General features: G+C 46.9%; 20 protein-coding genes and 1 pseudogene. 7 read left to right on the forward strand and 14 right to left on the reverse strand.

What is annotated here, in order from left to right; all coding sequences use genetic code 11:
• Positions 1-31: 31 nt before the first annotated feature.
• On the reverse strand, positions 32-1,903 hold the full coding sequence (locus tag UNITIG_RS21870) for a beta-ketoacyl synthase (RefSeq protein ID WP_101760459.1): 1,872 nt from the start codon (positions 1,901-1,903) through the stop codon (positions 32-34).
• Between the two features lie 180 nt (positions 1,904-2,083).
• On the opposite strand from UNITIG_RS21870, the gene UNITIG_RS21875 reads away from it, so the two are divergent.
• Positions 2,084-3,016 carry a GlxA family transcriptional regulator gene (locus tag UNITIG_RS21875; RefSeq protein WP_235015571.1) on the forward strand — a complete coding sequence of 311 codons (933 nt, stop codon included), beginning with the start codon at positions 2,084-2,086 and terminating at the stop codon, positions 3,014-3,016.
• A 47-nt stretch (positions 3,017-3,063) separates the two neighbouring features.
• Here the strand turns inward: UNITIG_RS21875 and UNITIG_RS21880 are convergent, their stop codons facing one another.
• The 4 genes from UNITIG_RS21880 to UNITIG_RS21895 form a co-directional block, all read right to left on the reverse strand.
• Positions 3,064-3,828: an enoyl-CoA hydratase-related protein gene (locus tag UNITIG_RS21880; RefSeq protein WP_101760461.1), complete on the reverse strand. Its 765-nt coding sequence runs from the start codon at positions 3,826-3,828 to the stop codon at positions 3,064-3,066.
• A gap of 38 nt (positions 3,829-3,866) precedes the next feature.
• Positions 3,867-4,544 (reverse strand): nitroreductase, encoded by a 678-nt coding sequence (locus UNITIG_RS21885; protein ID WP_101760462.1) that lies wholly within the window; start codon positions 4,542-4,544, stop codon positions 3,867-3,869.
• A 104-nt stretch (positions 4,545-4,648) separates the two neighbouring features.
• A complete protein-coding gene (locus tag UNITIG_RS21890) occupies positions 4,649-5,797 on the reverse strand; it encodes a CaiB/BaiF CoA-transferase family protein (RefSeq protein WP_101760463.1) in 1,149 nt (382 codons plus the stop codon).
• An 82-nt stretch (positions 5,798-5,879) separates the two neighbouring features.
• Positions 5,880-6,899, reverse strand: coding sequence for a TIGR03617 family F420-dependent LLM class oxidoreductase (locus UNITIG_RS21895; protein WP_101760464.1), 1,020 nt, complete (start codon positions 6,897-6,899; stop codon positions 5,880-5,882).
• A 144-nt stretch (positions 6,900-7,043) separates the two neighbouring features.
• Between UNITIG_RS21895 and UNITIG_RS21900 the strand changes: the two genes are divergently transcribed.
• Complete coding sequence (locus tag UNITIG_RS21900; protein WP_101760465.1) at positions 7,044-7,748, forward strand: TetR/AcrR family transcriptional regulator; 705 nt, start codon at positions 7,044-7,046, stop codon at positions 7,746-7,748.
• 11 nt (positions 7,749-7,759) lie between these two features.
• Here UNITIG_RS21900 and UNITIG_RS21905 read toward each other — a convergent pair whose 3' ends face one another.
• The gene (locus UNITIG_RS21905) at positions 7,760-8,554 is read right to left on the reverse strand and encodes an alpha/beta fold hydrolase (RefSeq protein ID WP_235015572.1); all 795 of its coding nucleotides are present in this window, start codon (positions 8,552-8,554) and stop codon (positions 7,760-7,762) included.
• Between the two features lie 87 nt (positions 8,555-8,641).
• Between UNITIG_RS21905 and UNITIG_RS22985 the strand changes: the two genes are divergently transcribed.
• Both UNITIG_RS22985 and UNITIG_RS21910 read left to right on the forward strand, forming a co-directional pair.
• Complete coding sequence (locus UNITIG_RS22985; protein WP_145999262.1) at positions 8,642-8,830, forward strand: hypothetical protein; 189 nt, start codon at positions 8,642-8,644, stop codon at positions 8,828-8,830.
• A gap of 23 nt (positions 8,831-8,853) precedes the next feature.
• The gene (locus tag UNITIG_RS21910) at positions 8,854-9,420 is read left to right on the forward strand and encodes a hypothetical protein (RefSeq protein WP_145999263.1); all 567 of its coding nucleotides are present in this window, start codon (positions 8,854-8,856) and stop codon (positions 9,418-9,420) included.
• Between the two features lie 10 nt (positions 9,421-9,430).
• Here UNITIG_RS21910 and UNITIG_RS21915 read toward each other — a convergent pair whose 3' ends face one another.
• From UNITIG_RS21915 to UNITIG_RS21925, 3 genes are read right to left on the reverse strand one after another with little or no spacing between them, the layout of a single operon-like run.
• Positions 9,431-10,462 (reverse strand): HupE/UreJ family protein, encoded by a 1,032-nt coding sequence (locus UNITIG_RS21915; RefSeq protein ID WP_235015573.1) that lies wholly within the window; start codon positions 10,460-10,462, stop codon positions 9,431-9,433.
• Entirely contained in the window at positions 10,452-11,441 is a 990-nt protein-coding gene (locus UNITIG_RS21920; protein WP_101760467.1) for a peptidylprolyl isomerase, read from the reverse strand. Before UNITIG_RS21920 ends, UNITIG_RS21915 begins: the two co-directional genes overlap by 11 nt.
• Positions 11,442-11,498: 57 nt before the next feature.
• Positions 11,499-13,460, reverse strand: a complete 1,962-nt coding sequence (locus UNITIG_RS21925; protein WP_101760468.1) for a DUF3604 domain-containing protein — start codon at positions 13,458-13,460, stop codon at positions 11,499-11,501.
• Between the two features lie 213 nt (positions 13,461-13,673).
• Between UNITIG_RS21925 and amrA the strand changes: the two genes are divergently transcribed.
• On the forward strand, positions 13,674-14,261 hold the full coding sequence (gene amrA, locus UNITIG_RS21930; RefSeq protein ID WP_101760469.1) for an AmmeMemoRadiSam system protein A: 588 nt from the start codon (positions 13,674-13,676) through the stop codon (positions 14,259-14,261).
• A 60-nt stretch (positions 14,262-14,321) separates the two neighbouring features.
• Here the strand turns inward: amrA and UNITIG_RS21935 are convergent.
• The 3 genes and pseudogenes from UNITIG_RS21935 to UNITIG_RS21945 all read right to left on the reverse strand — a co-directional run bounded on the left by UNITIG_RS21935 (position 14,322) and on the right by UNITIG_RS21945 (position 19,198).
• A pseudogene (locus UNITIG_RS21935) lies at positions 14,322-17,458 on the reverse strand (efflux RND transporter permease subunit).
• Complete coding sequence (locus UNITIG_RS21940) at positions 17,451-18,695, reverse strand: efflux RND transporter periplasmic adaptor subunit (protein WP_101760470.1); 1,245 nt, start codon at positions 18,693-18,695, stop codon at positions 17,451-17,453. Before UNITIG_RS21940 ends, UNITIG_RS21935 begins: the two are co-directional and overlap by 8 nt.
• A gap of 101 nt (positions 18,696-18,796) precedes the next feature.
• Positions 18,797-19,198, reverse strand: coding sequence for a hypothetical protein (locus UNITIG_RS21945; protein ID WP_101760471.1), 402 nt, complete (start codon positions 19,196-19,198; stop codon positions 18,797-18,799).
• A gap of 124 nt (positions 19,199-19,322) precedes the next feature.
• On the opposite strand from UNITIG_RS21945, the gene UNITIG_RS21950 reads away from it, so the two are divergent.
• Both UNITIG_RS21950 and UNITIG_RS21955 read left to right on the forward strand, forming a co-directional pair.
• The gene (locus UNITIG_RS21950) at positions 19,323-20,015 is read left to right on the forward strand and encodes a TetR/AcrR family transcriptional regulator (protein WP_101760472.1); all 693 of its coding nucleotides are present in this window, start codon (positions 19,323-19,325) and stop codon (positions 20,013-20,015) included.
• Positions 20,012-20,833, forward strand: coding sequence for a sterol desaturase family protein (locus tag UNITIG_RS21955; protein WP_101760473.1), 822 nt, complete (start codon positions 20,012-20,014; stop codon positions 20,831-20,833). The genes UNITIG_RS21950 and UNITIG_RS21955 overlap by 4 nt, the downstream gene beginning before the upstream one ends.
• Before the next feature lie 71 nt (positions 20,834-20,904).
• Here the strand turns inward: UNITIG_RS21955 and UNITIG_RS21960 are convergent, their stop codons facing one another.
• Positions 20,905-21,957, reverse strand: coding sequence for a 2-oxoacid:ferredoxin oxidoreductase subunit beta (locus tag UNITIG_RS21960; RefSeq protein ID WP_101760474.1), 1,053 nt, complete (start codon positions 21,955-21,957; stop codon positions 20,905-20,907).
• A 12-nt stretch (positions 21,958-21,969) separates the two neighbouring features.
• Positions 21,970-23,832 carry a 2-oxoacid:acceptor oxidoreductase subunit alpha gene (locus tag UNITIG_RS21965; RefSeq protein ID WP_101760475.1) on the reverse strand — a complete coding sequence of 621 codons (1,863 nt, stop codon included), beginning with the start codon at positions 23,830-23,832 and terminating at the stop codon, positions 21,970-21,972.
• Positions 23,833-23,835 lie beyond the last annotated feature (3 nt).

Consider the following 23,835-nt stretch of genomic DNA (forward strand, 5'->3'; position numbering starts at 1 on the left):
GTAAATACACAATCGACGTAAAAATCACCTGTTATTTCAACAGATCGGCATAGGGCGACGGCGCGTCAAGATCAATAGCGCCAAGATAGCCTGGCACCTTTATTTTACTGGCAGTAAATTCAATATTCTCACTACTCATGACATTGTGGTCAAATTTATAGATGGGTAATGCCTCACCTTTTACCGCCAAGTCATCATAGGTGGCTGCCCTGTCTTTAGTCGTTTCATTTAACTGGAAGTACTGCTTCATAGTGGCGGCGCCGTGCTTATTGGCCAACATTTTATTCACAATATGCGGTGCAATAACCGTCGCCGAAGCGTTGTTACCACCAAAGCCTTTGGAGTTTAGAATTGCCGCGTCCATACCTTCCCGCCCCACTTCCACGTGGGCGCTACTGAAGGCCAGATTACTGTCATACACATCAGCCGCAATATGATCAATCGTCGCAATACCGGGAATAATGCCATCGGCCCAGGTGCCCAATGTCGCCATTAATTGATCCCCTGCCGAAACCCCCAAAGAGTGCCCTACATAAGCCTTAACTGCTGCCACCGGCCATTTTTCAATCCCAAAGATTTTGGCCATTTCATTTAATATGTGAGATTCGCTGACCCGGTTTTGCGGGGTGCTGGTACCGTGCGCATGCATATAGCTGCGCTGCCGCAAAGACGCTTCACCCAACAATGCACGCACTGATGCAGCGGCCTTCGCTATGGTCAGATAGTTACCCACTCCCGGCGAAGAGATCGATTTTTTATGGCCATCTGCATTTACAAATACATCGGTTACCGCACCATAAACAGTGGCCCCTAACTCCACCGCTAAGGCGTCATCCATCAACACAATGTACTGGGACGATTCAGCAATAGTAAAACCGCAGTTATCACTAAATGGACGCGCCGCGCGACGAAAATCTGCTTGCGTTAAACCTTTACCCGCATCCAGCGCCAGCAAGGCCTGATCAGTTGCCAGTGCACCCATCGCAGCATAGCCATCCATCACATCCGATAATACTGGCGCCTCGCTATTACCCACGACGACGACTCTCGCCACACCGGTTTTAATATCGTTTACCGCCTGTCGCAGATTATATAAAAATGAGGCACAGGCACCGACGTAAGTACCAGTATTACCCATACTGCCCAGGACATAAGCATTGATAAAATCTGCTGACATTTCTGCCAAGCCAAAAGGACAGTGTTTGGACGTCGTGCGCTTGTCGTTATAGCGCGCACCTAACATACCCCCATGGCCATCAGCATCGAGCTGCCCCATCGCGCTACCGGCATAGACACTCACCTGATCAGGGGCTACATGCTGGCACACGACCTCCCATGGCACCCCCATAGACTGCACGGCGTCTGAGGCGCCGTACACTGCCATTTGCAAGCCCCGCGGATGACTGCGCGCCGGGTACAACGCGCCAGGGTCGAACCCGGTTGGTAGCTGCCCCGCAGCCTGCACACTGGCAGTACGGGTTGTGGGCATCATAAATTCCAGGTCGCCAGTCACATCGACCCGGGCTGTGTTATTGGCTAAAGCCGTTACTGTCCAATTAGGAGGAATAATCTCAGGTAAATTGCGCGCTTTAGTCACGAAACTGGCGGTCTGGTCACCCACTGCTGTCGCGGAAATACGCTTGTTCATCCTGACTTTATCGGTTTCAAACCAATCTGCCTCAATGCGACGGATTAAAGTGTGATCGAGCATAAACTGTCGCTGATCGGCGCTAATCGCACCATTTATCCGCATTTTCATTACACTGGCGAGACTCGCAAAAGTGCGATCCGCTTGTTGTTGATTGAGCGCATCGATTATCAAGCGGCGGTAACCATGATGAAAAGAACTTCTGCCGGCACCGTTAATGCCGCCAAAACCAGTAATTACGGGGATATGAGCCATCTGCATTCCATTTTAATAAATCGTATGGATGCCATTCTACGCGTAATCCAATAGCACAAATAAAATGATATAGACATATAATGTAAATATTGAGCCAAACGTTTATTTAAGGGTCACACTCAACATGCTCCAGCACATCACTTTGCTTGCACTCCCTCCTCACTCGCCAGCAGCATCAGCTTGCCCTTGGAAATTCTCAATGCTGCCAATGAGGTCGCCCGCAGTAAGGATCGCCGCCTGCCCAAACTCAACATTCAAATTGTCAGCGAGACATTGGGCAGCGTGATTACCGCTGGTGGCCTGTCCATAAACGCCAACGCCACCCCGGCAATGATCGAACAAACCGATTTATTAATTCTACCGTCACTGTGGCGCAACCCGATGACCACTCTCAAACAATACCCGCAATTACTGCCATGGCTGTCGAGACTGGCAATACAACAAAGTATTATCTGTGCGGTGGGTACCAGCAGTTATTTTTTAGCCGCAGCCGGTTTACTGGAGCAAAAAGCAGCAACAACCCACTGGTATTACTGCGACCATTTTGCTAAACGCTACCCCACAGTGAAATTAAAACGCCAACATCTGATTACCCAAGCCGACAATCTTTATTGTGCCGGCAGCGTTAACTCTATCGCGGATTTAATGGTGCATCTAATTGAACGGTTTTATGGCCACAGTATTGCCAGACAAGTGGAAGGCCAATTTTCTCCTGAAATCCGTAAACCGTTTGCCGACCACGCGTACGCGCTGCCAGAAAGCAGTCCACATCAGGATGAAACTATTATCGAGGCACAGGAATGGCTGCGTAAAAACTTTCAGCAAACCGTTAAATTTGAACAACTTGCACAACGGCTAAATATCAGCAGCCGCAGCCTCAACCGGCGCTTCAAACAAGCACTGGGCATCACCGCTAATGAGTATTTACACAAGTACCGCATCGACAATGCCAAAGAATTATTGCGTACCAGCAATATTACTATTAGTGAAGTCGCAGCCCAGTCGGGTTTTCAGGACGGCAGTTATTTTTGCGCACGCTTTAAACAAGCAATGGGACAAACACCACTGGCCTACCGCAAAGCGGTACGGGGAAAATTGTTTAAACTGATATAAAAAAGCCGCTGACAAGCGGCTGGGAATTATAATTTATCGGATCTTCACTATGAATTCAGTTTTTTAAAATCCGGCGTTCTTTTTTCAATAAAAGCCATCACTGCTTCAATATTTTCCGGTGAGCCCGCCTGTTTTTCCATACCCGCAGCCTCTATGGCAAATGCTGCATCAATACCCGCTTTATGTGCTTGCTTAAGCGTTTTTTTAGTTTCACGCAATGCATTGACCGGCCACTGCGCAATCTCTTCGGCTTTGGCCATCGCATTAAAAAGCAGCTCATCATCAGCAAAAACGCCATTAACCATGCCAAGCTGCTCCGCTTTTTCTGCATCAATCCATTCTGCAGTATAAAATAATTCCGCCGCTTTACGTGAGCCGATAGCTGCCTGTAACACATAGCTACTGGCAAACTCAGGCACTAATCCCAAGTTCACAAATGGTAAGCGCATGCGCAAGCTCTCACCCACATATAGCACATCAGCATGAAATAACATGGTGGCACCACCACCCACCGCAATGCCAGTGGCCGCGGCAACCAAAGGCTTATCAAAAGCCGCTATCATTCGCGCGCATTTATCAAAGGGATGATCACCACCGGCAGCAGAAAAATCATTCAAGTCGACACCGGATGAAAAATTATCACCAGCCCCGGTTATCACCACGACATTAATATCATCATTCGTTTGCGCATCACTGAATGCCTGATAGAGTTCCTCCCACAGGGCAATATTTAATGCATTCTTTTTTTCCGGACGATTTAAGGTTAATAATAAAATCCCGTCTTTTTCAGCTTGCAGCAGTACATCACTCATATCTTCACCCGATTATTCTGTTAACGATTGGTTTCACTTTATTGAACAAAGTGCACTACCGTATCTAGATCTGCGCGCCCGACGCGACATTTGTTAGCTGCATGCCCGATATCTTCATAACCAAATGAAATACCGAATAACAATTTATTCTCTGGCGCAACACCAGCGATTTCACGGATCGCATCAGCATTAAAACTCAATGCTGTTTGCGGACAACTGGCCAAGCCATGGGCTGTCATACTCAGCATTAGGTTTTGCGCATACATACCCAAGTCCGCAGCTTCTCGAATACCAAAGGGCTCAGGCAAAAACAAAAAGGCCACATGAGGAGCGCCAAAGAAATTAAAGTTTTGAATAAACGCGTCATTGCGCCGCGCTTTATCTTCACGGGCAATTCCCATAGCGCTGTATAGCTGCATCGCAGCGTCATACTGACGTTCTTTATAAACCCCTTCATATTTACCCTGGTAATCAAAGTCCATACTAAAATCACCGCTAGCGATGGAGTCGGTTAATGTTTGCGACGCTTTATCTCTGGCCTCACCACTTAATACATACACTTGCCAAGGTTGCGTATTGCAATTAGAAGGCGCGTGTTGGGCCAAACTAAATACTTTATCAAGTAAATCCTGTGGTACTGCGTCCTGTTTAAAACCACGCGTAGATCGTCGGCTCTCGACAATTTGCGTAAAAATCTGTACTGCTGTTTCTGACATTATTGTTTCCTGCTTGATCGTGTAGACCACTATTTCCGAACGAATTACTGACGACTCACCGCACTCTAAGCTGTGCTAACTAACAACTAAAGACGCGTGTAAAACTACTCAGCTTGCGCCACTGCCCCTGCTGCGACCAGGGCTTCAACATCAAGGCCCAATGCCGCCAATATCGCCGTAGTATCATTACCAACAGCGACTGGCGCTCCCTGGATAGCAGCGGGCGTACCACTAAAGCGGGGTGCAGGTGCTGATTGCAACACACCTCCCACTTCAACAAAGTTTTTTCTAGCCACGTTATGCGGATGCTGAGTTGCCTCTGGTACGGTTAATACCGGCCCGTAACAAACATCAGTACCTTCCAACAGCGCATCCCACTCCGCGCGGGTTTTGGTTTTAAACATGGCGGCGACTTTGGATTTATTTGCCTTCCAGGTGGTTTTATCAAATTGCGCCATAAAATCACCGGGGTCCAAATCAATACCCGTTAGCTCGATGAGCAAGCGATAAAATTGTGGTTCAATGGAACCAATTGAAATATACAAGCCATCCGCAGTCTCATAGGTATCATAATAATGTGCGCCACCATCGGTCATATTATTCTGACGCTGATAATCCCACATGCCCATGGAATGAAAACCATGGATAAAACTCATTAATGAAATTGTGCCATCAGTTATAGCAGTATCAATCACCTGCCCTTTACCACCATTTTTAATATGGATGTAAGCAGCCAGCACACCCATCACTAAATACATGGAACCGCCGCCGAAATCGCCCAATAAATTAAGGGGCGGAATAGGACCACCGTCCTCGCGACCGATGGTATCCAAGGCGCCAGTAATGGCGATGTAATTTATATCATGGCCCGCCGCCTGCGATAACGGACCATCCTGCCCCCAACCGGTCATGCGACCATAGACCAGCTTGTCATTGCGGGCATGACAAACCTCTGGACCTAAACCCAATTTTTCCATGACGCCTGGGCGAAAACCTTCAATTAATATATCTGCAGTCTCAATTAATTTGAGCACTGCCGCCACCCCTTCCGGTTTTTTCAAATCAACGGCAACCGATTTACGGCCGCGGTTCATTACATCCGCAGGGCTTGCACCCATGACATTACCACCGCTGGCGCGATCAACCCGGATCACTTCTGCGCCCATATCAGACAACAACATACAAGCAAAAGGGCCTGGACCAATACCCGCCATCTCAACTACACGTACACCTGCCAATGGACCTGAAGACATAATGAACACTCCGTTTAAAACTGATTAAATTTCTATTGGTAGCAAAATATCCCCGCTTATACGCAGAGAAGAGATACCGCTATTATCGCCCCGCACACACTTTTAAATCACTAATGATTTGCGGCCAAACACCGGGACTTGATGCATAGGGCGCATAAATACTCAGCCGGTCGGTAAACTCACCGTATTTCGCATACACTTTTGCCGCCACATCTTTAGGCTCCGCACAAACTGCAAAATGATTAAGGAAATCGTCGTCTATCAAATCGGCCAGTTCATCCCAGCGTCCCTGCTTGGTCATTTTATTTAATTCCAGCTGCAAGTCACCATAACCCACCGCTTCCATTGGCGGCCGATAAGCTGGTGTTGAACCATAAAATGCCAACAAACCACGCATAGCGGCGTCGGCAGCTTTGTATTCTTCTTCAGTCGCACCGGTCACAATCATTGATGCCACCTGAATAATAAAATCATCTTCGCTGCGCCCGGCTTTCGCTAAACCCTTACGCACCGCGGGTAATTGCTCGTCCAACACAAATGGCAACGTATTAAACGGATGGACGATTAATCCATCTGCCACTTCACCAGCCACCTGAGTCATTAGCGGTCCCATCGCGCCCAATAGTATTGGCGGCTTACCATAAGGGTTAGGTCCGGCGTTAAACATCGGCGTCATCAAGGTATGGGTAAAAAACTCACCGCGAAAATTTAGCTCAGCGCCATCCTGCCAACAATCAAAAAACGCTTTTACTGCCAAAATATATTCGCGCATTCGAGCGGCAGGACGATCAAAAGGCACACCAAACCGCTTTTCATTGTGAGCTTTAATCTGTGGGCCAATACCCAAAATAAATTTACCTTTGGAAAATTTTTGCAAATCCCAGGCCTGATAAGCGATGTGGGAAGGATTGCGCGGCAACGCCACCGCAATACCCGTAGCAATCCCCAAATCCGGACAGTGCTCGGAGGCAATAACCAATGGCAGGAAGGGATCGGTGTTGCCTTCCAATGAATAAATGCCGTCATAGCCGTCAGCTTGTAAGCGCTTGGCTTCAACCGCAGCGTTATCCAAAGTCGCGTAAAAAGGACCGTCTATTTGCATACTTAACTCTCTTATCAGTGTTGAACAGCCGTTAGTTAGAACCATCGATATGATTCACTCACGTCGACGCAGAACCAATAATTATGGTGGCCCTATCTTTTAACTATGCGATCGTATTGTCAATGACATAAAATTTCCGTATAAATGACAATTCAGGTCTATCAGCAACCCAGCCTCCCGATTCACAATAACAGCAGCCAAACCCTAGATATGCACAATGCCAGCCGCGAGCAACAAAAACTGCTTACCCAGAATAAAATTTTGGCTGCAGCCATTGCTGTGTTTGCCGAAACTGGCTTTGATGCCGCGTCATTAGGTGCAATAGCCAAACTTAGCGGGGTTAAAAAGGCACTGGTTCAATACCATTTTGAGACCAAAGAGAAGCTATGGCAGGCCGCTATCGATCAATTATGGGGACAATTACGCGAGACACTGCCGGTCTATATTGATCAAGCCGACACCACAGCTTATGGCACCGAACAATCCATGCGGCTGATATTTAAACAAATTATCCGTTTTGCCAAAGATCACCCAGCCTGGGTCGGCATTATGTTTCGTGAAGCCTCAACCCCGGGACCACGATTGGAATGGATGGTAGAAAAATATCTACACAAAGATTTTAATGATGGCACGCGTTTTATCGAATTTGCCCAGCAGCAGGGATTATTACCGCAGGCATCGGCATTGCACCTATTACATATTATCTCGGGTGCACTCACTTATGCATTATTCGTTGCGCCGTTAACTGAAAAAGTAACCGGTGTTGATATGACCACCGAGCAATCGCTGGATACGTTAGTCGATACTCTGATGCTGTTATTGCACAACCAACAAATAGCTATAAATTAATAGCTAAGCACTTAGGGTACTAAAAAATCTCTCACCAACTGATTAAATTCGTTAGGCTTTTCCACATGTAGATAGTGACTAGCTTGAGCGACTATTTTCAACTCGGCATGTGGAAACAATTGCAGCATAGTAGGAAGGTGCTTGTCCTGAATGTATGCCGAAAGCTCGCCCTTGATAAATAAAGTGGGGCCAGAAAACGGCTGGTCTGATTCGTTACCGAGACACAACTGAGGATAACAAGCCTGCACTGCGTCAATATTCAACCGCCATGCAAATTGACCTTGCTCATTGCGATACAAACTCTTGAGGAGAAAAAGACGCACCATTTCTTCTTCAATATAGTGACTTAAGATTTCCTCAGCTTGCCGTCGCGACGTGAGTGAAGCTAGATCAACAGCCTGTAAACCGGCAAATACGTCACTATGGCCACCACCCGGATATGTCACTGGAGCAATATCTGCCACAATCAACCGATTGACCAATGCTGGATAATTTAAAGCGAGCTGCATCGCCACTTTACCACCCAGAGAATGGCCCAGGATCGCAGTTGAAGTGATATCGTGCTGCTGCAAAAAGAATGCAACATCCATCGCCATCGCCGCCAATGACATTTCATCTGATTGCGCCGAGCGCCCGTGATTACGTAAATCCAGCTTGTAGACAGTAAAATTATCCTGCAGAGCCCTGCCCACCCCGGACAAGTTATCCCCCATACCGAACAAACCGTGTAACAAAACCAGCGTTGGTGAGGGCTTTTGCTCGCCACTATTGATCACTGTGCCATGTAGCTGCAAACCTGAACTCAAAATCTTTCCTCTATATCAATCTGGTAGCTTCAAATTCACTGCTACGGTTGTTAGAATCTTCGAACTTTAAAACGAAGGATAAAATCTGTGCGTATTATACTGGTTGCCGCTGCGAGTCTCACCCTTATTCTATTAGCTGCCTGTAGCAGCTCTGGCGGTTACAACCCCACCGTCTTTGCTTTTGAATACGACCAGCCCAGCAGCACCGATAAACCCTATAAAAAGTCATATTGGCGCCAGTCAGTCTGGGCGCCCCACCACCATCACACCTGGTAAAAGGTGATCGCAAAGTTAAAGGAATGGTAAAAGACTATTTAAAAAGTAACGGCTATAAAATTTTACCTAACTACCATTTTGAAAACGCCTGGCAGCAAGCAAGCCGGACCTACGGTGATGTTTACGACCCCAGTACCGGTAAAATTAATGTCAATGCCTGGCGCGGCGCCATGATTACTACCGGTGAGTTACTCCGCGAGCAAACCGATGCCGACATTATCATCTTTGCCGATGTGATTGAGCACGATGTGCAACACAGCGGCAGCATGCAGCATTATGCCCGCTGGTATGGCGTCACCCGCAAACCGGCCCTGCAAGGAGCTGGCAGCGGTGTCCCTATCGGGTTTGATTGGACCCAGCAAATTAAAGGGGCGTCAATAATGGTGACGATTTACGATGTCAATCTTAAGCGTATTTTTACCAGCCGTGGTGGTATTGACACACTGCAGGCAGTAGATATGAAAAGTGCCAATCCCAGTTTTATTCGGCGTAAAAACTTATTAAAGTCTGATAACAATATAGAAGAAGGAATCGAGATAGCATTCCATCCTTTCATTCCGATGAAAAACTACCCTGGCAACAAAGACTAAACTAAATAGCTCAGCTAAATACAGCTAATCCACGCTCAATACACCAAAATGCCGACAACCCGCCGATACTATAAACAGTAGCCCACCAGGCGGGTTCACCCCACTCGGTAAAGCGACGTCGTCCCCACCGCATCAACAGCAACACCGCCAGCACAAATATTAGCTGGCCAATTTCGATACCGAGATTAAAACTAAATAAAGCCAGCGGAATATCTCCCGACGGCAAACCCACTTCTTGCAAAGCGCCCGCAAAGCCCATACCGTGGAGCAAACCAAAACCAATAGCAACTAACCAGCTATGATTCGCAATCCAACCCGGATGAACGGCAGCGTTATGCGTGCGTTTAGACAACTCTAATGCCAATACCCAAATACTGAGCGCAATCGAAAATTCTACCAACGATACCGGGTAATCAAAAAAACCCAGTACCACCATCGACAGGGTGATACTGTGGCCAACAGTGAACGAGGTTATTGTCCAAATTAGCAGGCGTGTACTGGGCACCAGTAATAGCAAGGCCAGTACAAACAACAGGTGGTCTATACCGGTCCAGATATGCTCAACGCCAAGTACCGCATAAACCTGAATGACTTCTATTGAACCCTGATCAGCAGGCACCACAAAACTTGAGTTATCGGCATTTAATAATTGCTGAACCTTGCGTCCATCTAACCAGTCAATTTTAATAAGCGCCGCGGTTGCTGTTGCTGCCATACCAGTGACAGCCACCGGTTGTCCAATCAGACTGCCACTGCAGCTGACCTGCCAACGCCATATTCTGGCAGTCCCCTGTTCTTTTGCTTCAGGTTGATTTACCACCACACAACTATCGGGTAATTGTGGCTGTAAACTTTGTCCAGCACTGGTCGCTAATGGCGTTTTCCAGAATACCGCATAAGTATTTGTAGATTGCTCAGTCAAATGTAATAACGATGGCGCTAATTTATGCGCAGCAGCTGGCATTGCAGCTAACAGTAACAATATAAATAGCCAGTGCATAAATTGGCTCAAAGACGGAACTCGACGACGATTATTGCGCATTAATCATTGCCTCCATCACCGTAGGCTGAACCACTTCATAATCACTGCGTAATTGCTGTAACAATGCATCCAGGGCTTGCTGCTCTTGCTCACGACGCCATTGCGAAATTAACTGTTTTTCTGCCTCGGGCAAGGTTTTTAACTGCGCGGGCCGATACTGTGTAATCAATACCAAGTGTTCACCGAAACTCGATGTTAGTGGCCCCTGCCAACGCGTATCATCAGTCAACTTTATTGCAAGCTGAAATAATGCCTCGGCAAAACTCACCCCAAAATAACGGGCGACTTGATTAACGTTGAGAAAATTAAAATCAAAGCCATGCAAGAAAGGATCGCTCAAGGAATCAAGTTGCTGCGAGTCATTCAGGGTACTCACATCTTGTAATAATTGGTGCGCATATCTTTTGGGATCTGCGTGCGTATCACGACTCACAAATATATGCTGAAACTTCACCAGCGCTGGTTTCATTAGTTGTGCTTGCTGCTGTTGATAGAGTTGTTCTAATAGCTGCGCAGAAGGTTGCATATTACGTACCGGCGCAAATGCTGACATTTCCATACGCTGAATTAATCGCCGCCGCACCACCACATCATTTATATGCAGCTGCATTGACAGCGCCATTTTTAATAACTCTCGCTCGTCATGCTCAACAGCACTGGCCTGTTCTGAATTAAGAAACTGCATATTTTTAATCAAACGCTGCCGTACCACTGTATCGGTCAAGTGCCATTCATGCTTAATCGCCTGCTGAAATAAAATCTCCCGATCTATTTCATTGTTGATCAACTGCTGCACTTGTTTTTCGGAAGGTACTCTGCCAGTGGTACGCAACCATTGCCCACGGAGCTCGGCAATTTTTTCTGTAGAGGGCGCATATATAATGGTGCGCGGCGTGGTTTGCAACTGCTGCTGAATGATGAAAAGGAGCCAGCCGATGATTAAAAAATGCAGCCACGGCTGACGAATAAAAGAGAGCATGAAGTGATTTAACCCAGCGCGAAAAATAAGAACATCATAAGCAATATATGCTTAAGCTTAATCATGCGGCGCATTGTACCAAATAGGTGAAGTCCATGCGCGCTCTTGGATAACCGGCCTATGCTCCTCTGAACAACAAGCCTCCAATCCGTCCGTGATAGTTTTAGGGTTGCTGCAATCAACACCATTGCCGGCACAAATTTTCTGACTCCAACGGCAAGTGGGGTTTTCTACCACCCGCGCGTAGTACCAGGCATTTTCTTCAGCGTTAAACGCAGGATCCTGCCATACAGTACAAAGCTGTTGATAACCGCTACCGCGGGTCTCACAGCTGGACAAATTCACGGCAGCGCCATTGTCCGGGTTGCCTGCCACTTCATAAATCGCCTCTTGCGAGACCCCTTTCGCATCAACCCAACCTTTGATAATTTGAATGCGCTGTAACGGTGTACCTGAACCATTAATATCACCAGGGTCTTTGCTGGCCTGCACGGCAAAGCGCGGAGCTGCCATTTGAGCATTCGCGGCTAGTGTTAAATCACCACCCATCGGCACCCCACCGGCGTAACCCTGCTCAACAAAGTCAGCCTGCTCACACAAATTCTGTGGATAGTCCCAGCCGCCAAAAAAACGAACGGTCATACGCGGGCCACTGGTACCAAAGGCCTCTCTTCTGCGCATTGCAGCAAATAACGAATCACGGGTGTTTTGTTCTGCCCACAACACCGCCAAACCACCAGGGTTAAATTCCAGCGCATCAGGTAAGACATTAACGCTTTCACTCGCAGGCTCACCGGCACCACCGTGACCTAGAAAATTATCTTCAGCGGTGGCGCCAGGTGCGCCCAGATGCGTATCAGTGCTACCAATAAAGCCCCATTTAAATGGATTAACTCCAAGTTTTTGTTGGTAGCGTAAACCATCGCGTAATACTTCACGTAAAAAATCGCCTTCCGGCCTCGGTATTTCTCTCTGTGATTCAAAACTTTGGCCGCTGAAATTATTATAAGGTAATTGCTCAAACGCACAGAGCTCATCTTCAGGCACACCGGCGTAGGCACCAAAAAAACATTCAGAGCTGCCTTTGTGCTGCATAACTTCTACCAACGTTTCAAAGCGAGCTGTTTGCCTAGCATCAGTGGCGGTGATCGGTTGATCGCCACGCATACCGGTAAACATAGAACCGTCACTCAGGTTAGAATTATGCGGTATTACAATAACATCACAACCGGTCCCGGCATCAATACATTGCTCATCCAGGCTATCCCATAGTTGATGAGCCGCAGGCGTTTCTACCGAATTAATCGGTAAGCTGGGGACAGCGTCGTTGCGAAAAATCACATTGCGATGGCGGTTTTGCGCACCGTCTGATGAGCTACTAACGCCCGTCCATTCAAAGGCAACGAAAGAGGTAAATTCACAATTTTCGCTTTGATCATAAGCATCTGTTGCCGCTTGCTGCATTTCCTGCCACGGCATCGAGGCTGCCTGAATACAAATCTGACCATCATCGCCACAAAAACCCAAGCGGGTTTTCATCGACATAGCGGTGGCATTAAACAAGTAATATCCAACACGGGGAAAATTACGATAAATCATACATTGCCAGGAACCATAACCGTCCAATCCAGGCGTATTACAAATACTGACCTCCCCCATTAATTCAGCATGGTCGGTCACCATAGCAAAGTCCAAAGGTCGCGCTAATTGTAAATAGCGCAGGGGCTGGCCATCATCCGACCATGGCTGTATGCCAATTTTCTCTCCTTTGGCAAACTGGTATGCCTGTGCAGGTGTGGTGCGGGTATCCTGGGTGCTGGCGTCTAACGAATATTTAGTGTGTACATGCGTGTCACCAAAAAAGGCACGCCGCAATGGCGTTCTATCGGTACAGGGCACATGCAAAGCAGAAGAACCAAGCAACGAATGGCTATCATCAGTGACCGCAGCCTGCGTAGTAGCTACCAGCAAGCAACAAGCGGCAACTATACCGGCCAGATTTAAACACTTTTTAGACATTGAGACAGGCTCCACTATTATGTCAATGGGTGGCTATTCTCAGGGACCACCAAGTTAGCGCCTTATTATGCTATCCACAGAAAGTAAACACTAATTACAGCAGGGTAATAATTATTACGCATAACAAAGGCTTGCATCCATTACAGGCTAAGCACAAAATCTAGTACATGACAGCAAGTACCAGTATCGATAATAACTAAGCTATAAGCCATTATGTATTCAGCTATTCAACAGCAACAAATGCTTGCCGCCGCACATGGCTCTATCCACCACGGCTTAACGATGGGGACCCGACTGGAAGTCAATCTGCAACAGTACGACACCGTATTACATCAGCCCTGCGCAACCTTTGTGACATTAAAAATTGATAGTCTGCTTAAAGGTTGCATAGGTTCTATTCAGACCGAGCAATCCTTGATAGAAAATCTTAGTGAAAATGCTTACTGTGCGGCATTTGAAGACAATCGCTTTCCTGCCCTTACCCATGACGAGTTAAGTTTATTAGAAATAGAAATAGCCTTATTGGGAGATTTAGAACAATTACCCTGCGCCACAGCAGCGGAGCTAGTAGCACAGTTACGTCCCGGCGCTGATGGATTAGTGCTAACTGACGGCGATCTCAGCGCAACTTTTTTACCCAGTATCTGGCAGCAGGTAAATCATCCCGAGCACTTTGTTCGCGAGCTTAGCTTAAAGGCAGGCATTGATTATCACCACTGGAATCCTGACATTATGGCAGAGCGATATAGCGTGGTGACTATTCAAAACAAAAGTAAGCCATTAAGCATGATTAAGTTTTAGTGGGTTTAGAAGGCACCCCGTTTTACCTGCTTATCCCTGCTCGACAACTATAAAATATTTCTACCCTTTGCCTGAAATAATCGACTTCTTGTGTTTAAACCCTCTAGACACCTGCCAATAAAAAGCTGCCGGTATAAGCACTAGCGATAACATAACCGCAGTGACCATCCCACCAACCATCGGTCCAGCTATACGCTGCATCATCTCTGAACCCACACCGTCACTAACCATAATCGGCAACAAGCCGATCACTGTTGCCAGCACTGTCATCATAATTGGCCGCACTCGCAAGCCAGCACCGTCCATAATGGCGTCCTTCAAATGATCATCAGTCAACTCATCACCACTTTGCAAACGCAAATTCCAGGCTTGATGTAAATACGCTAACATTAATACCCCAATTTCTACCGCTACTCCTGCCAGCGCAATAAACCCAACCATGACCGCTACCGAAAACTGGTACTGCTGCCACCATATAAACCACAAACTACCAACCACCGACAAAGGCAGTGTTAATAAAATAATCCACACATCGCTCCAGCGACGAAAATTTAAATATAGCAACAATACAATCGTAGCGATGACCAACGGAATTACCCATAAGAAGGTTTGTTTCGCCCGCTCCAGATATTCATACTGACCAGCCCATGTCAGCGAATAACCCGCAGGAAGATCCAATTGCTCAGCGACCACTTGTTTCGCCTCGGCCACATAGGACCCCAAATCCCGCCCCTCAATATCAATATAACTCCAACCATTGAGCCGTGCATTTTCCGTCTTTATCACCGGCGGCCCAGAATCTATAGTGACAGTGGCAACATCCGCTAAAGCAATATGATGGCCGGCAACGGTTACGATTGGTAATAATTTAAGTTGTTCAGCGGAATCCCGGTAGCGCTGTGGATAACGTAAATTAACTGGGAACCGCTCCACTCCCTCAACCGTTTCGCTGACATTACTGCCACCAATCGCGGTACTAACCACCGCCTGTACATCAGCGATATTTAATCCATAGCGCGCCGCTTGCCGTCGATTAATATCCACATTAATGTAGCGACCGCCATCTGTGCGTTCAGAATAAACCGATTCGGTACCCGCCACTTGCGGTAATATTCGCTCTAACTGCTTACCTATTTTTTCAATCTGAGTCATATCCGGCCCGGCCACCTTGATACCTAATGGCGTTTTAATACCCGTGGCTAACATATCGATACGGGTTTTTATCGGCATAACCCAACTGTTAGACACGCCGGGTAATTGCAGCAAGCTGTCTAATTCCCGCTGCAACTTCAACTTGGTCATCCCGTCGCGCCACTGCTCTTTAGGTTCAAATTGAATAACCGTTTCTATCATCGTCAATGGTGCCGGATCAGTGGCGGTCTCTGCTCGCCCCACTTTACCAAATACCGATTTCACCTCCGGCACTGTGGCAATTAATTTATCGGTTTGTTGCAATAACTGTCTGGCTTTACCAATAGATATCGCTGCATAAGTGGTGGGCATATACATTAAATCGCCTTCGTCCAAAGGCGGCATAAACTCACTGCCAATTTTTTGCAGTGGCAACCATACGGTAGCCATCATTAACGCACCTAGCAACAAGGTGGTTTTTGGATAGGTCAGTACGGCCCTGAGCAAAGGCTGATAACCACTCACTAGCAAACGATTTAATGGATTGCGTTGCTCTGGCGTAATATTGCCACGGATGCAATACCCCATTAACACCGGCACCAAAGTGATTGCCAGAATTGCCGCCGCCGCCATTGCATAGGTTTTGGTATACGCCAGCGGCGAAAATAATTTTCCTTCCTGCGCTTGCAAGGCGAAAACCGGCACAAAGCTGACCGCTATGATAAGTAATGAAAAGAATAAAGGTCTACCGACTTCGACCGCTGCATCATTAATTATTTGCCAGCGATTGCTATCTGTTAGTGGCGTTTTTTCACTATGTTTATGCACGTTTTCTATCATTACAATAGCGCCATCCACCATCGCACCGATGGCAATGGCAATGCCTCCAAGCGACATGATGTTTGCGTTTATCCCTGCCAATACATAATCAGGTAGGCGCAGATAACCGCCATCGGCAGACTGATAATAACCACCAAAGATGAACGAAAATGAAACAAAAATAGCGCGCATATTATGGTTACTACCAGTAATTCCTGCGCTATTTTTTCGTAGAGATTACTCACCGCTGATGAAATCAACTGGGTGCGATCATAGACTTCAACGATTTCCACTCCCGTCGGTAATCCGGGCTTCAATTGCTGAATTTTTTGTTTGATGGCAGCAATCGTACGCTGTGCATTTTCGCCATAACGCATGACTACGATACCGCCAACAACTTCACCTTCACCATTGAGTTCAGCAATTCCACGACGCATCTGTGGCCCTTCACTGACTTGTGCGATATCGCCTAGCAGTATCGGTGTGCCGCCCTCATTTAAACCTAATGGTACCTGCTCAATATCACTGATGGATTGAAGATAACCGCTAGCTCTTACCATATACTCCGCTTCTGCCATCTCAATCACCGAAGCACCTACTTCCTGATTAGCACGCTGAATTGAAGCATGAATATGACTCAGCGGCATATTGAAAGCACGTAAGCGGTTAGGATCGACCACCACTTGATACTGTTTTACCATGCCGCCAATGGTGGCAATTTCTGATACCCCGGCAACGGTTTGTAATTCAAATTTTAAAAACCAATCCTGCAAGCTGCGCAACTCTTGCAAACCATGTTGACCACTACGATCAACCAACGCATATTGGTACACCCAACCGACACCTGTTGCATCAGGCCCTAGTACGGGCTTTGCCGCCGTCGGCAATTTAGGTGTGACCTGACTGAGATATTCCAGCACTCGCGAACGCGCCCAATAAATATCAGTCTCTTCCTCAAAAATAATATAAATATAAGAGTCACCAAAAAAAGAAAAACCTCTGACAGTTTGCGCCTTCGGCACCGCCAGCATGGCTGTGGTTAATGGATAGGTCACCTGATCTTCCACCACCTGCGGGGCCTGTCCTGGATAAGAGGTTTTAATAATCACTTGTACATCCGATAAATCCGGAATCGCATCGATAGCAATATTTTTTACTGCATAGCCGCCTGCCAATAAAACAATTAATGCCAGCAGTATCACCACGACACGATAGCGTATTGAGCTGCTAATAATTAACTCAATCATGGCTATCACCTGACTCTTTGCTAGTGCTTATGCCATCATCGATACGGTCGAACTCAGCTGCCACATTGGATTCAGAATCAATTAAAAATTGCGCAGCAATTACCACGCTATCCTGCGCTGTAACCCCCTTGATTATTTCAACCCGATCACCGGCATGTTGACCGACAACCACGACAACTGAACGGAATTTTCCGGCACCCATTGATTTAACCACTCTCTGCGAGTGACCATCAGCAATTAAAGCCGACCGGGGAATATGTAAAACCGAAGTGTCGTTGCGGGTATCAATCGATAAGTTGGCAAACATATTAGGCTTTAAACGACCGTCATCATTTTTTACCTGCACCCGTATTTGCAAGGTACGAGCATCACTGTTTAACACCGGATAAATATAATCAACGACGCCCTGCCACTGCTCTCCTGGATAACTATCAACCGCAATGCTAACGTTTTGACCTTGTTGCAACCAGGTTGCCTGACGTTCGAATACCTCGGCAATAACCCATAACCGCTGCACAGAAGCTACCGCCATAATTTCATTAGCCGGCTCTATATACATGCCATGACGTACGTTTAGCGCATTAACAATGCCATTATGTTCAGCAAAAACACCAATACGCTCTTTTGCCTGCCCCGAGCTTGCTACTTGCTCAATTTGTTGAGCTTGCATACCCATTAATCGCAAGCGCTGCTTGGCCGAGCGGATCAGCTGCTCGCCACCATTACCCATAGCCAGCAACAGATCTTTTTGCGCATTAAATAAAGTCGGTGAATATAGTTCAAATAGTAACTCTCCCTTGCTAACGGGATCACCCTCGGCGCTCACATTGAGAGTTTCAATCCAGCCATCAACGCGCACATGTATATGATGCAACAGGTCTTCATCGAACCGCACATAACCCACCGTATTTAGCGTTTGCTGCAAGGGAGAAAATTCAACGCCGGTGGTTTTGACGCCAAGATTGTTAACTACCGCAGCTGAGACTGTCACATCAACAGAATCATTACCTCCACGCGCTGACTGCCCTGCATAAACCGGCACCAAGTCCATGCCCATTGGCGATTTTCCTGGTTTATCTCGACGGTAGTTCGGATCCATTGGCGCCACCCAGTACAAAGGGGCAGAATCTAATGCTGCTAACGCAGGTTGAGAGGTTTGGCTGTTCGCCCCCAACCAAAATGCGCCAGCCAGCAACGCCGCAACTATCAGTAAACGAAACAGATTGAATAGTGTCATAAAAATTCTCTTTATCTATCTATTACCGGCGTCGTAGAAACCACGCACAATCATCAGCACCGACATAAAAATGTCGATACGCAGCAAAAAAAAGAGAAGGATTAAATCTGAAAGGTACAGTTCAACAAGTGAATGCGTGGCAGACCAGAAACTTGCGCTAGCTGCCATCGAGGGTAATAACTCAGCGGCGGTGCACGAGCTGAAACAGGATTGCTATTTGCGAGAATAAGCGCAGCAACTGCTTCAGCCTGAATTTTGTCTCCAGCCTCCAATTTAACAGCTGCAGCCATTAGCGCGACCGGAGCATCACAACACTCAAAGTCTATCAGCTGATCATCACAGCAAGGCATATCAGCATGATGACTTGCGACCGCTAATTCGGCAGGGTCTGTCTTAGCCAAATCCACAGCAGCAAATGCGCCGCAGCTGAACACGGTGAGCAACAACCAGCTCAGTAGTACAGCGCCAGCCATTCGACGTTTTGAATAAGGATTAATAAGCATGAAAATCCTGTAGCGAATATGAGTCGTTTTTATACCGCTGTCAGTCTGCTCGGTCAACGTAAAGATGACCAGACAGTAATTTAAGACGGTTGACTTATTAAGACGTTCGTCTTAAATTATTGATATGAACACACTCTCTCAGACCACAGCAGCCAATACGCCAGCAGCACCTTCAGACTTCAGTGCCACCGCTATTGAATTAATAACTGCCGCTGAACGCCTGCTCGCCGAAAAAGGCCTGGGAGCGGTATCGACTCGTGAAATAGCCCGAGCAGCAGGTCAAAAAAATCACTCCGCGCTTAATTATCACTTTGGCTGCAGAGAGGGTCTAATTAACGCAATTCTCGATTATCGAATGACACCGCTCAATCTTGAGCGCCAGCAGCTACTGGACACCCTCAGTTCGGAGCAGCGCGACGCTAATTTATATTGTCTGGTCGAAGCCCTTGTCACGCCCTTTGCCAACGAATTAACAAAACCGATCCGGGAAAGTTATTATTTGAGTTTGTTAGCACAATTGATGAGTCAACGGGAATGGCAGTTGCTATTCACTCAGCACCAACATCGATCCTCCGCCGCCATTGCGATAGGCGCTAAATTAATCGAGCTGTTAACGCCGGTGTTAGGCGCAGAAATTGCGATGGAACGAATAAGGCTGCTCGGTCTGCACCTCCTTAATACCATTACTGAATGGGATGCCATGCGTCGCCGAGGGGAGTTGGTAATGGATGACGCCAACCTAGAGTGGCGGGTAAAAAATCTAATCACCTATCTAACCGGTGCTCTCACCGCGAATGTTGAGGCCAGCAAAATATGAACAGTAGTATCTTAGGGTTAATTGTTGTTGGCGTGTTCAGCGCCGCCTTTGCTATCGAGTGGTTTGGTGGCCGTATCCAACGCGGTCCCCGTCCTGCACGTGACGCCGCTTTTACGGCGATGGGAATTCTGTTTCAAGGGACAATTTCCGGCGCCCTGATCGGCTCGCTAGCAGGCTATATGGTCATTCAACTGTGGGGAGACCTGGCCGGCAGCCTTAGTCATATCGCATTTTGGAAAGCGTTTCTATTTATCTTTTTGGTTGAAGAATTATTGCACTATTGGATTCACCGCTCGGCTCATGAGTGGCGCTGGTTATGGAAGATTCACCGCACCCATCACAGCGCCCAACAATTAAATGTCGGCGTTGTTTATCGTTACAATATCTTTTGGGTGATGCTTTTACCCCAAACCTGGATGGGCGCATTCGCCACCTATTTCGGTCAGGGCGAAGCCTTTGTAGTAGCCGTACTCATAACCTTTTTTACTAATATTCTTACTCACAGCAATTATCGCTGGGACCTGTGGTTGCGCAGCAAAACCCCTTGGGCAACACCAGCCTGGTGGCTTATCGAACGCGTTATTACTTTGCCTGACACCCATCATGCGCATCACGCCTACGGTAAAAGCGCCCATCCCAACGGTAACTATGCGGTGACATTATTTATTTACGATATAATTTTTGGCACCGCCAAAATCCCCAATAGTCGACAAACCCAATACGGATTACCCATTTCAGCCAGACTACACTGGGCAGAGGAATTATTTTGGCCAGCCATAAAAAAACCGCTATTACCCAAGCCAGCTAAAACGGACTAGTGCTACTTCCATAAAAAAACCGCAGCTGTTGCTGCGGTTTTTTTATGTCAAATGTTCGGCAGTAATCGTGTCTAACGAAAACTTTCATTAATGTTGGCTAGCACTTTTCCACCTGGACATAAATCTGCTTCCGTTAATGAACGCAGCGGCTTATTCGAGCTGGCAATCGTGTCATGTAACTCTTGCGAGTTAGGATCCATATATAACAACCCCGTCAAAATCTGGTCTTTGGCTTTATAGTCTTTAATTAAGGCCAACGCTGAACGGCGATTATTAATGTCCAGTTTCTCATCCGCTTTATGTAAATGTACTACCGCGCCATCATGCAAAGTAACTTCCTGAGAAGTACCCGGATTATACGCCGTGGTAATTTCTTCTTTCATTGGCACAAAATCCACTGTACCTGTTGCCGCAAGGTGATCACGTACGTGTTCGTAACCCTTGGTTGAACCCGGGTTGTTATTGAACGTCACACAGGGTGAAATTACATCAATAAATGCAAACCCCTGATGGGAAATTGCCGCTTTGATTAATGGTACCAGTTGCGCTTTATCACCAGAGAAACTACGCGCCACGAAAGTCGCACCTAACTGTAAAGCCACACTGGCCAAATCAATCGGCTCAAACGGATTAGGCTCACCTTTTTTACTCATAGAACCGACATCAGAGGTTGCCGAATCCTGACCTTTGGTGAGCCCATAGCAGCCGTTATTTTCAACGATATACATCATATTCAAATTACGACGTACTGCATGGGTAAATTGGCCCATACCGATTGACGCCGTATCACCATCTCCTGAAACACCAATATAAGTCAGGTCACGGTTAGCCATATTAGCGCCAGTGGCAACTGATGGCATCCGCCCATGTACCGAATTAAATCCGTGTGAATTACCCAAAAAATAGGTCGGCGTTTTTGATGAACAGCCAATACCAGACATCTTTGCAACCTTATGCGGCGGTATCGACAATTGAAAAATTGCATCAACAATCGCAGCACTGATCGAATCGTGCCCACAACCGGCACACAGGGTTGAAATTGCACCCTCGTAATTCTTTTTAGTAAACCCTAAATCGTTAACTGGTAACTCAGGGTGACGAAAATTTGGTTTTATATAACTCATGTCATCACACCCTTAGTGATTATCTTTGTTGACTTTCTGACGGATAGGCGTGACTTTTGCCTCAGTCATATGGTCATTGATTTTCTGTTGAATAAATCGCGCCGTGATCGGCATGCCGTCATAACTCAGAATTTTATTCAAATGCTTGGGATCGATGTCACAATCATTCACCAATAGAGAACGCATTTGTGCGTCGCGGTTTTGCTCAACAACAAACACTGTTTCGTGACTGGCAATAAAATCTTCCACGTCCTGATTAAAAGGGAAGGCACGAATACGACAGGTATCTACTGCCATACCCTCTTCCGCCAAATAATCTGCAGCTTCCAGCGTCGCATCCATACTGGTTCCAAAGTGAAGCACACCAATTTTACTACCGCCTTGCGCTAAAATAATTTCGGCCTGCGGCACCAACGCTTTGGCTGTTTCCCACTTGAGCAGCAAGCGCTCCATATTTTTTACATACTCGGCACCGTCCTCCGTATACACCGCGTACTCATCACGCGATGTACCACGGGTAAAGAACGAACCTTTTGTAGGGTGAGTTCCCGGATAAGTACGGTAAGGAATACCATCACCATCCACATCCAGATAACGACCAAATTTACCAGCCATTTCTTCCAGATCCTGCTCACTGAATACTTTGCCGCGGTTATAAGCGCGGTTATCATCCCACTCTAATGGATCGGACATATTATCATTCATGCCCAAATCCAGGTCAGTCAACATAATCACCGGCGTCTGTAAATGCTCAGCCAAATCAAAAGCATCGGCAGTCATATCAAAACATTCTTTTGGCGTTGAGGGGAATACCAATACGTGCTTGGTATCACCGTGTGAAGCATAGGCACAAGCCATAACGTCGGACTGCTGAGTCCGTGTCGGCATCCCTGTTGACGGGCCGGTACGCTGCACATCGATCAACACCGTTGGGATTTCAGCAAAATACGCCAAGCCCAAAAACTCACTCATCAAAGATATTCCCGGGCCGCTGGTAGCGGTAAATGCCCGAGCCCCATTCCAACTAGCACCGATAACCATACCAATCGCGGCCAACTCATCTTCCGCCTGCACGATGGCGTAATTCTTTTTACCCGAACCAGGGTCGATCCTTAAACGCTTACAGTATTTTTCGAAACCTTCAACAACGGAAGTAGAAGGTGTAATCGGATACCAACCGGCCATAGTTGCGCCGCCATAAACTGCGCCTAAACCACAGGCAGTATTCCCATCGATTAAAATCTTATCACCCAGATTATCGCGACGCTCAAGTCGCACACCTAAAGGACAGCTAAAATGTGCTTGCGCGTATTGAAACCCTAATTCCATGGCATGTACGTTTGGCGCAATCAGCTTCTCTTTACCTTTAAACTGATCGGCTAGCAAACCGGTCAATGCGTCAAATTCAATATTAATCAAAGCTGCTAATGCGCCGACATAAATAACGTTTTTAAACAGCTGACGCTGTCGGGCATCTTTATATTCTTCCAGGCAAATTTTAGTTAATGGCAAACCGATAAAGGTAATATCATTGCGCAACAAACGTAAATCCAAGACCTTGGTATTGTCGTAAATAAAATAACCGCCGGGTGAAACCTCCTGAATATCTTTGGCCATACTTTGCGGATTAACACAGACCATAATATCGATACCGCCGCGACGACCGGTATAGCCTTTATCGCTGACCCGAACTTCGTACCATGTGGGTAAACCTTGAATATTCGAAGGAAATATATTTTTGGGGCTAACTGATAAACCCATACGGAAAACCGCTTTGGCAAACATATTGTTAGCACTAGCAGAACCGGTACCGTTGACATTGGCAAATTTGATTACCAGATCATTGACGGAAGTGATGTTGTTAACTGTTGTCATAAT

The organism is Oceanicoccus sp. KOV_DT_Chl, assembly GCF_900120175.1.
Classification (GTDB): Bacteria; Pseudomonadota; Gammaproteobacteria; order Pseudomonadales; family Dasaniaceae; genus Oceanicoccus.